The following is a 13,837-nucleotide window of genomic DNA, read 5'->3' as shown; positions in this document are numbered from 1 at the left end:
TTTCAAATTGATCGAAAATTGAAGATTGTACCACTTATCAAGGAAAGGATGGATCTTGAAAGTAGAAATTTAAAAATCGCTTAGAGAATGTATCAAGATTAATACCCGATACAGGCAACTACAAATCCAATAACAGCAAGAAATGCGGTTTCACTGAGGATCATCACAACAGGTGCAAAACCAAGAGATCGAAAATCTCCTAATGATGTTCGAATACCGATTGCTGCAATCGCTGTGATTAAGCACCAACGTGAAGCTTCTTTTAGAAAGTCGGCAATTTGATCAGGTAAAAAACCAAAGCTTTTAAGTAGAACGAGGATAACAAAACCAATTAAGAAGCCCGGAACACCAACCGCTTTCTTTCCACCTTTGATATCTTTTGCGGCCATGCTAACGGCAATAGAGACAACAAGAACCACGGGCACCAACATAGCCACGCGAAAAAGTTTTACCACGGTTGCGGTATCACCAGCCGTTTCTGATACGGAATAACCCGCACCAACGACCTGAGCGACATCATGAATGGTGGCGCCGAGAAAGAAGCCATTTCCCACATCTGACATATCTGACCATTGAGCGATCAAAGGATAGAATACCATCGCAAGTGTGCTTAATGTTGTTACCCCGACAACTGCAAAAATTGTATTCGTTTCTGCTTCTTTCGATTTAGGTAAAACGGCGGAAAGGGCTGCTGCCGCTGATGCGCCGCAAATCGCAACGGATCCGCCGGTTAAAACACCGAACCATTTATCCTGTTTTAATAATTTAGCTGTAATCAAGCCAAAAAGGATTGTCGCACCAATAGAGGCCACGACGACTAATAAAGGCCATAAGCCTAATTCAGCAACTTGATCAATAGTGATGCGCGCGCCTAATAAAGCAACACCGACGCGTAAGACTGTCTTTGCAGAAAATTGGATGCCATCGGCTGTTTTTTCATCTTTGGATAAAAAATGGAAAGCGGTACCTAACAATAAAGCATAAAGCATGACGGGGCCGCCATGATGCTCTGATAGAAACGAAGCTGCGATGGCTACAATCACTGTAATAATCACACCGGGGAATAGAATTTTTCCCTCTTCAAATTTAGAATTCATGAAACCAGTTGCTTTGGATTCTTCAGACATAAAAAATTAATTCCCGTGTTCGTGAAAATTATAATAAATATTTTCTTTATGATTTTTCTCTATCGCAGCTTTGACGAAGGATCAAGTAAAGCTTCAAACACGGGTGGAAAAAAGTTTCGAACCGTGTTTGGATATAAAATCGAATTTTTAGATAATTATGTAATGTGAACAGGAAATTAGGGTGGAAGTAACAGCATCACAGATTTGGTTGAGTTTGTTGATCGCATTATTTGTAATCATCACCTGTTCAGCTATTTTTTATCTATGGTTTTCAAATTTCTTGAAACGTCGAATATATCAATTTGTTGATCAGTCATCACAGATATTGATTGTGCAAGGATCAGAAATGTTATTTTGGTCCCAAAAAGCTGCTGAATTACTTAGATTCTCGCAAATTCAGACCATGGGACATATTGCTGAATTGATAGATGAAAACCAGCAATCCAGATTTTTAACGCATCTTGACGCTTTGATGAAGGATGGCAAAGGATTTGAAGGGAGTTTCGATCTACTATCTGGTCGGGTAGTTTCAATAAAAGGGGAGAAAAAAAGAATACTTCGCCGATATGTTCTTATTTTGTGGTTTCAAGATATCAGTGAACTTTCGTTGCTTGCAGATAATTATGCCAAAATGGAACAAGAAAGTCGCGTTCAGTCGGCAATTCTTGATAGTTTACCTTATCCAATTTGGTGGCGATCAGCAGAAGATTTGACACTGCTTGATTGTAATAAAGCCTATGCGGCGTATCTGGAAAAAGACAAAGATGTTGTCATTTCTGATCAGCATGAATTAGGTGTCGGTAGTATTTCTGCTGCTGGCCGATCTTTGGCCCGCCGTGCGGCACGTTCTAGTAGTATTCAAACGGAAAGCCATTCGGTCGCCTTGCAGGGTAAAAGGCGATTACTTGAATTTACGGAACAACGACATTCTAATCTCCCACATTTACTAACTGGTTACGCTTTGGATATGACCGCCTTGGATGATGTGCAAGCCCAATTAGTGACTCATTTGGCAGCCCACGATACGGTTTTGGATGAGATGCTGTCAGCTATTGTTATCTTTGGACCGGATAAAAGATTAACTTACTTCAATCAATCTTTTATGCGCTTATTTGACTTGCATTCCTCTGACGTTGCAGCCGGTCTTGGATATGGCGAGGTTCTGGAGAAACTTCGACAAAAAAGAAAACTTCCCGAAGTAATTGATTTTCCCAAGTATAAACGTGAACAAGAAGCGTTATTTTCTCGTCTTTTGGAAAAGAAGGAAGAAATGCTTCATTTGCCCGATGGGCGAACATTGCATCAATTGATCATTCCACATCCCTTGGGTGGACTAATGTGGATGTTGGAAGATGTGACAGATCTTTTATCTTTGGAAAGTAACTATAATACGCAGATCGAGGTACAGCAGGAGACATTAAATAATCTATTTGATGCCGTATCGGTTTGGGGCAGTGATGGTAAGTTAAATATTTGGAACCGCATGTTCGAGGAATTCTGGCAATTTCCAAAAGAACTTTTGGATACTAACCCGCATATCACTGAGATTGTAGATTTTTATCATGAAAAATGGTTGCCAAAAGAAGATGACATCACGATTAAGAAATCAAAATCTGATATGGTTTTACAAATTACGGAACGGGTTGCGAAAAGTTATACCCTTGCGCTTGTCGATGACCGTGTTATTGAGGTTGCTTTAGTACCATTGCCGGATGCACAGGTTTTAGTGATCCACTCAGATGTGACAGATACCAAAAGGGTAGAGCGGGCTTTGGAAGAACGAAATGTGGCTTTTGAGCGTGCTGATTTATTAAAAACACAATTTCTATCCAATGTATCTTATGAACTTCGTACGCCAATTAATGCCATTCAAGGGTTTGCGTCCATTTTGAAAGAAGAATATTTCGGTACTTTAAATGAACGTCAAATCAACCATGTGCAGAATATTTTAGATGCTGGAGAAACATTAACCCAATTGGTAAAAGATATCCTTGATCTTGCGATTATCCAGGCGGATTTGATGGAACTTGAGTTGGAAGAAAGTGATATCAAACAGCTTATTGATAAGTCAATCGAAGACAATCAATCACTTGTGATAGACGAAAAGCAGCAGCTTACCTGTTTCTGTGAGCCTGGTGTATATCGATATAAATGCGATGAAGTGCGTTTGGAGCGTGCTTTATCCAACTTATTGGGAAGCATCCTTAAGCTTTCAGATGGGGATCATGTTGATATTCAACTTTCCGATTTTCCGGATCATTTATGTATTCGATATCAAACGGATTGGGTGTTGGATCATAAGGAAGACCAAAATTATATCCAAAACAGATTTATGGGAAATGATCCACAAGCCTTGCGGTCCGGTGTTGGATTAAACCTATCAATTGCGCGAAATATGGTCGAACTTCATGGGGGTGAGATTCAATTGGATGTCACTTCTGAAAAAGGGTTTGCGGTGACAATAGTCTTGAAAAAGGTCTAGAAAAGTCGCACATACAGCGCCAATATAAGTTTTCATAGATTGAATAAAGAAAGCCCTGAAAGATGAATGAAAATCTTGATGATGCTACACGTCCATTATACAGCCTGACCTTGGAAGATGAGGCTGCGACAAAACATATCGCAGAACGCCTTGGTAATGTTTTGGTTGCCGGGGACGTCGTTTGTTTGTGGGGTGATTTGGGTGCCGGAAAATCCACCTTTGCCCGGGCTTTAATTCAATCGCGCCAAAAACAGGCAGGACAGGCACCAAGCCCAACGTTTACTTTAGTGCAAACGTATGAAACAGATCGTGAAGATATTTATCATTATGACCTTTATCGTTTAGAAGATGAAAACGAAGTTCTGGAATTGGGCATTGATGAAGCTTTTAGCGAAGGTATTTCCTTGATTGAATGGCCGGACCGACTTGGTAGTTATCTGCCATGGGATCGCTTGGACATATTACTTAATCATGCAGAACAAGGGGGGGATGTTCGACAAATTGAAATTCACACGACTCATGCCCGCTGGGCGGATAAGCTTGTTGGTCTTACTGATTAAAAGTTTCTAGGTATTTCTTCCTGACCTTCACCTCTTGCGGGAAAAGACAAATCCCTGCACATTATCAATTCGCATTTTCGATATGGGTGAAGGGATTTTAAAGTGGCAAAAATCACAAAAGCAATGGTGATGGCAGCGGGGTTTGGCACCCGTATGCGCCCTTTGACTAATACTGTTCCTAAACCATTAGTTCCTTTTCTCGGTAAACCTTTAATTGACTGGTGTATGGATCTACTGCGATCTGTTGGGACCAAGGATTTTGTGGTGAATAGTCATTATTTAGCGGCAAAAATTCATTCACATTTTGAAAATGACCCCTCTGTTCAACTTTCTCATGAAGACGAAATTCTTGAAACGGGTGGCGGTATGAAAAAGGCATTGCCGTTGTTAGGACAGGATGCCGTGTTTGTGGCTAATGCGGATGTGGTCTTGATTGGGGATGCAGAAAAATCTCTTCATAATCTTATAAACCATTGGGATGATGAAAAGATGGATTGTCTGATGCTATTAATCCCCAAAGAAGAAGCATTCGGTCACGGAGGCGCAGGTGATTATTTTATGGATGATATGGGTGGTTTGACACGCCGGATCGACGAAGATAGTGCACCATATATCTTTTCCAGTTATCGAATTATGCACCCCCGCTTGTTAGACGATACGCCGGAAGGGGCATTCTCTTTACGTGACAGTTTTGATAAAGCACAAGCTGCGGGTCGTTTATTTGGGGTCGTGCATGATGGAGAATGGTTAGACATTTCATCTGTGAAATCTTTGGAAGAAGCTGAATCTCATTATGGTTCACGTTTGGTTGATGGTAAGATCATTTGATGACTATTGAACAAGCCGATCTTTTTACAGCCTTTGATGAAGCGCCCCAACCGATCCATCCGGTACCGGTAGTTGCGGGCGAGGTAAGCGTTTATACCATCGCTCCGAATATAACCTTTGTAGATGCACTGGCGGCAAAGCTTTTAAAGGATATCGAAGAAGATCCTCTTGCGATCAGCGATATGGTGATTTTATTGCCAACCCGTCGTGCTTGTCGTGCCTTACGAGATGCTTTTTTACGATTGGGCAAAGGCAAGCCTATCTTGTTACCTGTGATGCGTCCGATCGGAGATGTGGATGAGGATGAGCTTTTATTGGGTGCAGAAGGGCATACCGATCTGGGCCTGATGGAAGAAATTGAACTGCCGCCAGCGATTTCCAATCTGCATCGCCAATTATTGCTGACCAGTTTAATCCGTATGCGTCCTATTGGGGATCATACGCCCTCTGTGGAACAGGCCGCGCGTTTGGCGCAAGAACTTGCCCGTCTTTTAGATCAGGTGCAAACGGAACAATTAACATTGGATGGTTTGGAAAACCTGATTGAAGGGTCTCATGAGTTTTCTGATCACTGGCGAGAGATTATTGAATTTCTAGATATTTTGCGGAAATTCTGGCCTGCAATTTTAGAAGAAAATGGGGCGCTTGATCCGGCGGATCGCCGAAATCGCATTTTGAATGCACAGGCTATGGCATGGGAAGCCTCACCACCAACTCAACGTATTCTGGCAGCAGGGATGACGGGTAGTATTCCGGCGGCGGCGAATTTATTGCGGGTCATCGCTCATCTGCCCGAAGGGCAAGTGATCTTGCCGGGTGTGGATTTGTCTTTGTCAGATGAAGATTGGGCTGCAGTCGAAGAAGATGAAACCCATCCGCAATATGGTTTTGCCCATGTGTTAAAGGATATGGGCATAACACGTGAAGATGTGAAGCCTTGGACTTTTAACGGCATTGAAGATCATCAAGCAAGTGATATTTCGCGCGTAGAATTGATGACAGAAACGTTGCGATCTGCCCGCACCACAGATAAATGGCGGGGCTTAAGTGATTGGCCTGAAAAAGCGCTGGATGGTATTTGCCAGATTGATTGTCCTACATCAGGGACGGAAGCGGCAACCATTGCCCTTTTAATGCGGGCAAGGTTACAAGAACCGGAACAGACTGTCGCGCTGGTATCGCCAGATCGAATGTTGGCGCGTCGTGTGGCAAGTGAATTACAACGTTGGGGCATTCAGGTGGATGATTCAGCGGGGCAACCACTTTCAACTACAGCACCTGCAACCTATATGCGTCTTTTGGCAGATGCGGTTTCCTTATCCCTATCACCTGTTTCTTTGTTATCCTTGTTAAAACATCCAATGTCGGCTTGTGGCGATCATATTGCACAATTTCGCCGTGATGTTCGATTATTGGAAACTGAATGTTTGCGTGGACCAAAACCTGCACCGGGTATGAAGGGATTGCGCGCTTTAGTGGAGGATTACGCCAAGGCAGATCATCGAAAACCAGAAAAACGTGATGAAAATGTAACGCGTCTTACTGCGTTTCTGGATCGATTGGAAGCAGCCCTTAAGCCTCTTTTGGAAGTGATTGATCAAGAAACTGTCGATTTACCTGTAATTTTGGAAGCCCATATGGAAGCTGCAGAGGCTTTGGCTGCGTCTTACGAAGAAAGCGGATCGGACCGTCTTTGGGCGGGGGATGCAGGCGAGACTTTGGCGAATTTCCTTGCGGATTTGGGGGAAGATGCCAGCTTGGTAAAAGCCATGCCGCCAAGAGAATATCCTAGTTTGTTTGAATCTTTGTTGGTGGGGCAAGCCGTGCGTGCCGCCCATGGTCGACATCCTCGCGCCTTTATTTGGGGGCCTATGGAAGCCCGTCTGCAGCATACCGATCTTGTGATCCTTGGGGGATTAAATGAAGGCATATGGCCGCCGGAAAGTCAGTCAGACCCTTGGATGTCTCGGCCTATGCGCCAGAAATTTGGCCTCCCTTTGCCAGAAAGACGGATCGGGTTAAGTGCCCATGATTTCGCTCAATGTTTCTGCGCAGGGGAAGTGGTGATTACACGTGCGGAAAAGACCGATGGATCACCAACGGTGCCAAGTCGTTGGTTAAGTCGTTTAGATGTGGTTTTGGACAAACTAGAAATGACCCAACTGATGAAAGCGGACCGACCTTGGTTGGATTGGGCCATTGAATTGGGACAAGCAGAGGGTGAAACCATTAATCCTCCCGCACCAACACCGCCAATTGACGCGCGCCCAAACAAGCTATCCGTCACCCGGATTGAGGCATGGATGCGTAATCCTTATGGTATTTATGCGGAAAAGATTTTAGGCCTTCGTCCGCTCGACCCCTTGGAACAAGAACCAGGAGCGGCTGATCGGGGTAACTTTATCCATGCTGCCCTAGAAGATTTTATGGAAGCTTTTCCCTATAACCAAAATTTGCCCGAAACAGCCTTGGATAAATTGTTAGAATTTGGGGAGAAACATTTCCAACAACATATGGCGCACCCTGCTGTGAGGGCGTTTTGGTGGCCACGATTTGAACGTATTGCCGCATGGTTTGTCGAAAAGGAAAAAGATCGTCGCAAAGTCATGCTTAATAGTTTGAGTGAGATTCAAGGTGCTTGGACATTTAATTCCCCTGCGGGCGAATTCATACTCACAGCTAAGGCAGATCGATTGGATAAAACAAGAGACCAATCGGCTTTGTCTATTGTGGACTATAAAACAGGTTCTCCGCCAAGTAGTAAGATGGTGGCCGCTGGTTATGCGCCTCAATTGCCATTGGAAGCAGTCATTGCCGCCAAGGCAGGTTTTAAAGAAATACCAAATGGAGAAGATCTTGATGTGGCGGAACTTTCTTTCTGGAAGTTATCCGGTGGTGATCCGGCAGGTAAAGAACATCCAGTTCGTATCAAAGATAAATCTTTAGCTGAATTAGTAGAAGAAGCCGAAGAAGGTGTGCAGAAACTTGTGCATAAATTTGCTGATGAAAAGACACCTTATCTAGCCACCCCAAAGATGCGCTATGCCAGCCGCTATAATGATTTCGAACATCTGGCGCGGGAAGGTGAATGGCGTATTGCAGAAGAGGGGGAAGATTAAATCATGTCTGATACTGTATCTCACACCCCCATTGATCCAAATATTTTGCAACGTCGTGCGTCTAATCCGTTTAATTCGGTTTGGGTGTCGGCAAGTGCGGGAAGTGGTAAAACCAAGGTTCTTACAGATCGTGTATTGTCTTTGTTGTTAATGCGCGCTTGGCCTGAAAAAATCCTATGTATCACCTTTACCAAGGCCGCGGCGGCGGAGATGTCCAACCGAGTGAATGAAAAACTTGGTGAATGGGCGACGATGGAAGAAGAGAAGCTGTTTCAGGAATTGCATCAACTGATGGGGATTGCGCCCAATCAGGATGATATGCAGCTTGCCCGACAGCTATTCGCCCGTGTTTTGGATACACCGGGGGGCCTCAAGATATTAACGGTCCATAGTTTCTGCCAGTCTTTGCTTGGACGCTTCCCCTTAGAAGCGGGTGTATCACCTAATTTCCAAATTCTGGATGATCGGTCTGCCAATGAAATGTTGATGCGCGCCCAAGATACCATCTTGCGGGCGGCGGACCAGGCCGGTGTTTTACAATCTGCGCTCAAAGTTGTTACCCGCCATAGTAATGAAGAGAGCTTTGCCCAATTGATGCGTGGCTTGATCTATGAACGGGGGCGCCTCAAACGGTTATTAGATCAACGTCCTGATGAAAGTCCCCTAGATTGCCTGAATAGAGTTGAAGGTGAGCTTTTTAATTTGCTAGATGCCGTGCGTGGGGTGAGTGAAGAAGACGTAATTAAGGAGGCTAGTAAAGAAGGGGCCTTTGATCGCAATGCATTACGTGATGCCATGATACATCTGCAAGGGGGCACAAAAACGGATCAGTCTTCCGCAGAAAAATTGGCATCGTGGCTTGAGACTGACGAAGCTGGACGTGTGGTTGGATATGAAACTTATCGATCCGTCTTTTTGACTCAGAAGCTTGATCCTAAAGCGAATGTCATGACTAAGAAACGGGGTGAAGATCGTCCTGACCTTTTAGATGTGATGTTAAATGAGCAAGATCGTATCATTCGTGTGCAAGATCGCATCGCACGCCAAGTAACGGCAACGGCGTCGGCGGGTGTGTTGCGTTTGGGCGAAGCTATGCTACGGGCTTATGAGACAGAAAAACAGGCACGTGATCTTCTGGATTTTGACGATCTGATTTTGAAATCTGTAAACCTGCTGACTAAAGAAGATGGGGCAGCTGCTTGGGTCATGTTCAAACTGGATGGCGGTCTTGATCATGTCTTGATTGATGAGGCGCAAGATACCAACCCGGAACAATGGCAAGTGGTGGAAACCTTAACCCGTGAATTTTTTACAGGCGAAGGACAATATAATACCCGTCCTGAAAAATTTGAGCGTGATGTATTTAGAACCATCTTTGCCGTTGGGGATGAGAAACAATCCATTTTTAGTTTCCAGCGGGCTGATCCACGTGAATTTAATCGTATGCAAGGCGTGTTTGCTGATCTTGTAAAAGAGGTTGGGCAGGATTGGGATATGGTTCCGATGGATACCAGTTTCCGATCCACCAATGCGGTTCTAAAAACGGTGGATGCTATCTTTGAAAATCCGGTCGCACGAGATGGGGTGGTGCCGTTAGAACGTGAAATCCATCACAATGCCTTCCGTCAAGGACATGGGGGGCGTGTGGAAATATGGCCGGTGGTGCAAGCAGATCGTACAGTTGATCCTGATCCGTGGTTGCTACCAACGGAAACCGAACGCGATGCCAGTCCAAAACAAAGATTGGCGGATGCATTGGCAAATCAAGTGGCGAATTGGATTGGACAAGAAGATTTACCAGCCAAGGCTCGAAAAGTGCGCGCTGGGGATATTATGGTTTTGGTGCGTCGCCGTGATGCCTTTGTGGATTTATTGGTGCGTGCCCTAAAACGTAAAAATATCCCCGTGGCGGGTGTGGACCGGATGATCCTGTCAGAACAGATTGTGGTGATGGATTTGATGGTATTGGCGCAATTCCTGATTATGCCGGATGATGATTTATCGCTTGCAACTTTGTTAAAGACACCTCTTTTGGGTCTTAATGATGATGATTTGTTTAAATTGGCCCATAAACGAGGAAGTCGATCCTTGTGGTTTAATTTACGGGAAACCGGACGAGATCATCCACGTTTCGGGCCTGTGGTAAATTGGCTTTCTGATTTATTGGCCCGCACGGATTTTATTCGTCCTTTTGAGTTATTCTCAAGTATTCTGGCCCGTTCTTGTCCTGCATTGGATAAAAAAGAAGATCGTAGTTTAACTGGACGTGAAGCGATGGTGGCGAGATTAGGTCGGGAAGTCGAAGATCCGCTAGAAGAATTTCTTGCCATGGCTTTGAGTTACGAACAAGGCAATGCGCCGTCCTTACAAGGCTTTTTACACTGGTTCCATGCAGGTCAATCCGAAGTGAAACGTGACTTGGAAGCAGGTGTTCGAGATGAAGTAAAAATTATGACGGTGCATGGATCAAAAGGTCTTCAGGCGCCGATCGTGATTATGCCGGATACAACCTCTGTTCCTATGATGCGTGATAAAATGTACTGGGTAAAAGAGGGGGATAAACAATTCCCTATCTGGACCCCAAGCGGGCATTATCAGGAAGCCGTTGGGGAAAAGGCAAAGGCAGATTTAAAGAAAGCCCAAAATCAGGAATATCGTCGATTGCTTTATGTGGCTTTGACCCGTGCGGAAGATCGATTGTTGGTTTGTGGATCGGCTGGGACCAATGGGGCATCGGCGGATTGTTGGCATGAATTGATTGAACAGGGCCTGAGAAAGATTGGAACAGAGGTAGATTTTGCTGCCCCTATTGACAGTATGGATAGCTGGACTGGGAAAGCCTGGATATATGAGGAAGCGCATACTGCTGAAATCATTCAAAAAGAAGAAGAGATCGTTGCCGAAACGGTGCAAGAAGAAATGCCGTTTTGGATGCGTGTGGCACCGGGGGCAGAACCTATGCCTCCGCGTCCTTTGATTCCATCTGCGGCAACTGTGGAAGTTGCAAATCCGCCTGTGCGTTCACCGCGACAAGTGAAGGCGCAGAAATATTATAAACGTGGTCGATTGGTGCATCGCCTGCTTCAAAGCGTGCCGGATTTACCTTTGGCAAAACGGCGGGATGCTACGTTGAAATTCTTGGCTCAACCTGCCCATGGCATTGATGAGGCCTATCAAATTGAGCTGGCAGATGAGGTAATGGCGGTGATGGAAAAGCCTGAATTCGCCTCTCTTTTCGGGCCTGATAGTCGTGCGGAAGTCCCTGTGGTGGGATTGATTGAAGGGGATAAAACACAACTGGTTTCGGGCCAGATTGACCGTTTGATCGTTTCAGGCACAGAAGTTTTTATCGTAGATTACAAAACCCTGCGACCAAGTCCGATGGACCCAGCAGATGTGCCAGAAGCCTATTTAAAACAAATGGCTAGTTATCGTGCGGTGTTGGATAAAATCTATCCAGACCATGATATTCGATGTGCACTTTTATGGACAGATGGGCCAAGAATTATGGAATTGGACAAAGGACAACTTGACCTGTTTTCACCCACTCCCTACATTAGGAAAAAGTAGAAACCATAATCCGTCTACATGTCGGATGATTGAAGACATTTTAAGGAGCAAAGAAATGTCCACTGTAAATGTAACAGACGACGAATTCGAAAGTGCTGTTCTTGATGCTGACCAACCAGTTGTAGTTGATTACTGGGCTGAATGGTGTGGCCCTTGTAAGATGATTGGCCCGGCTTTGGAAGAAATTGCTTCTGACATGAAAGGCGAAGTTAAGATTGCAAAGATCAACATTGATGAAAACCCAGATACACCATCCAAATTCGGTGTGCGTGGTATTCCAACATTGATGATGTTCAAAGACGGTGAAGTTGTTGCTACAAAAGTTGGCGCATTGCCAAAAACACAATTGGAAGAGTGGATTAACTCTAACAAATAATATGCATCGCATATGATTGTGTTTAGCTTTTGAAGCTTACGAATTTGAAAAGGGTCGCGTTCTAGCGGCCCTTTTCTGTTTTAAATCCAACGACGCGTATGTGTCATGTAAACAAGATAATCTTCCCCGAATTTATCTAGTAAAATACGCTCTTCAGGCCGTATTTGGAAAAAATGTAAATACATTACAAGCAGGATTGGATGCATTAAGGTAATAAAATTCCCGGCAAAAATCACAGCCGCACAGATAATAATCACCAATCCAAGATACATGGGGTTTCGGCTATATTTAAAAACACCATTTGTGACTAGGCTTTGTGCCAGTTCCGGCTTCCTTGGATTTACAGCAGTTTTGATTTTACGAAATTCGATAGAAGCCGTAATTCCCAAGGCTAATCCAATTAAACCAATAATCACGGCAATATAGGATTGATAAGGAAAGCTAAAAATAGTGTCTGGATACATATAGGCGACTAGTCCCAGATGTATCAGAAAGACCAAAGCCACCAATGGAGGCGGGAATTTAAGCTGTAACCATGTCATCTATTTCGCCAATTCATTTCGGTTTTAATGTTACATATATACCACAATTTGTTGGAAAATATAGTTATTTGGAATTCCCCTTGACCGATAGGGGGCAGGTCGTCATAACCGTGGGCGTTGCTTTCTTGTAAGCAAATTTTAATCGGGAACATTCTGTTCCTTTTTCTGTGAAACCCTTCGGGCGTCCAAAACCTTTGAGTGGGGCTGTTTGCAGCAATGCGGCAGTTTTATAAATGACAAAAGATTATTCTGATAAATTACCAACAAACCGTATTTTTTCTGGTGTGCAACCGACAGGTAACCTGCATTTAGGAAACTATCTAGGGGCTATTCGTAACTGGGTGCGTATGCAACAGGATTACGAATGTGTTTTCTGTGTCGTTGATATGCACGCGATAACCACATGGCAAGATCCATCGGCTTTGCGTAAATCTATCCGTGAAGTGACAGCAAGCTTTATTGCATCTGGCATTGATGTGAAAAAATCCGCATTGTTTAATCAATCCCGCAATCCGAACCATGCAGAATTGGCGTGGGTGTTTAACTGTGTTGCGCGTATGGGGTGGTTGAACCGTATGACCCAGTTTAAGGAAAAAGCAGGCAAGAACCGTGAAAATGCCTCTACAGGTTTGTTTTCTTATCCAAATCTGATGGCGGCTGATATCCTGGCTTATAAGGCGACCCATGTGCCGGTTGGTGAAGATCAGAAACAGCATCTTGAACTGACCCGTGATATTGCAAATAAGTTTAATAATGACTGGGATGTGTCGAATTTCTTCCCGGAACCGGAACCTGTGATTTTGGGTCAAGCTGCACGTGTGATGTCGTTGCGTGATGGGTCTAAAAAAATGTCTAAATCGGATCAATCTGATTACAGCCGTATCAACTTGACAGATGATCGTGATGCGATTGCCTTGAAATTACGTAAAGCCAAAACTGATCCAGAACCATTGCCGACAGAAATGGATGGCTTGGAAGATCGCGCTGAGGCTCGTAACCTGGTGGGTATCTATGCGGCCCTTCAAGATATGACATCTGAACAGGCATTGGCAGAAGTTGGTGGTAAATCCTTTAAGGATTTCAAGGAAATTCTGACCGAACTGGCGGTAGAAGTCTTGGGTCCAATTGGCGAAGAAATGCAACGCTTGTTGAATGATGAAGCCTATATTGATTCCGTCTTGAAAGATGGTGCAGAACGGGCACAGGCAATTACGCAACCAATCATTGATGATG

At 44.3% G+C, this 13,837-nt stretch carries 9 protein-coding genes; 7 read left to right on the top strand and 2 right to left on the bottom strand.

The genetic code is table 11. The annotated features are described in order from the left end of the window. Positions 1-98 precede the first annotated feature (98 nt). Positions 99-1,127 (bottom strand): YeiH family protein, encoded by a 1,029-nt coding sequence (locus E1160_RS15130; RefSeq protein WP_218048938.1) that lies wholly within the window; start codon positions 1,125-1,127, stop codon positions 99-101. A gap of 346 nt (positions 1,128-1,473) precedes the next feature. Between E1160_RS15130 and E1160_RS15125 the strand changes: the two genes are divergently transcribed. The 6 genes from E1160_RS15125 (at position 1,474) to trxA (ending at position 12,062) form a co-directional block, all read left to right on the top strand. After that, positions 1,474-3,609, top strand: coding sequence for a sensor histidine kinase (locus tag E1160_RS15125; protein WP_218048937.1), 2,136 nt, complete (start codon positions 1,474-1,476; stop codon positions 3,607-3,609). Between the two features lie 62 nt (positions 3,610-3,671). Beyond that, on the top strand, positions 3,672-4,169 hold the full coding sequence (tsaE, locus tag E1160_RS15120; RefSeq protein ID WP_155156683.1) for a tRNA (adenosine(37)-N6)-threonylcarbamoyltransferase complex ATPase subunit type 1 TsaE: 498 nt from the start codon (positions 3,672-3,674) through the stop codon (positions 4,167-4,169). Positions 4,170-4,271: 102 nt separating this feature from the next. After that, positions 4,272-4,997: a nucleotidyltransferase family protein gene (locus E1160_RS15115; protein WP_155156681.1), complete on the top strand. Its 726-nt coding sequence runs from the start codon at positions 4,272-4,274 to the stop codon at positions 4,995-4,997. Then, entirely contained in the window at positions 4,997-8,116 is a 3,120-nt protein-coding gene (addB, locus tag E1160_RS15110) for a double-strand break repair protein AddB (protein WP_155156679.1), read from the top strand. The genes E1160_RS15115 and addB overlap by 1 nt, the downstream gene beginning before the upstream one ends. A gap of 3 nt (positions 8,117-8,119) precedes the next feature. Continuing rightward, entirely contained in the window at positions 8,120-11,686 is a 3,567-nt protein-coding gene (gene addA / locus E1160_RS15105) for a double-strand break repair helicase AddA (protein WP_155156677.1), read from the top strand. Between the two features lie 55 nt (positions 11,687-11,741). Further along, a complete protein-coding gene (trxA, locus tag E1160_RS15100) occupies positions 11,742-12,062 on the top strand; it encodes a thioredoxin TrxA (protein WP_155156675.1) in 321 nt (106 codons plus the stop codon). Positions 12,063-12,142: 80 nt separating this feature from the next. Here trxA and E1160_RS15095 read toward each other — a convergent pair whose 3' ends face one another. Then, the gene (locus E1160_RS15095) at positions 12,143-12,604 is read right to left on the bottom strand and encodes a methyltransferase family protein (RefSeq protein ID WP_155156673.1); all 462 of its coding nucleotides are present in this window, start codon (positions 12,602-12,604) and stop codon (positions 12,143-12,145) included. 233 nt (positions 12,605-12,837) lie between these two features. Here E1160_RS15095 and trpS point away from each other — a divergent pair. Further along, the coding region (gene trpS, locus E1160_RS15090) for a tryptophan--tRNA ligase (protein WP_155156671.1) at positions 12,838-13,837 on the top strand (1,000 nt) is incomplete at its 3' end.

The organism is Curvivirga aplysinae (assembly GCF_009711445.1).
In the GTDB taxonomy this organism is placed as follows: Bacteria; Pseudomonadota; Alphaproteobacteria; order UBA8366; family Aestuariispiraceae; genus Curvivirga; species Curvivirga aplysinae.
The sequence above is the reverse complement of the archived record's forward strand: the minus strand, read 5'-3'. Positions and strand labels throughout refer to the sequence as shown.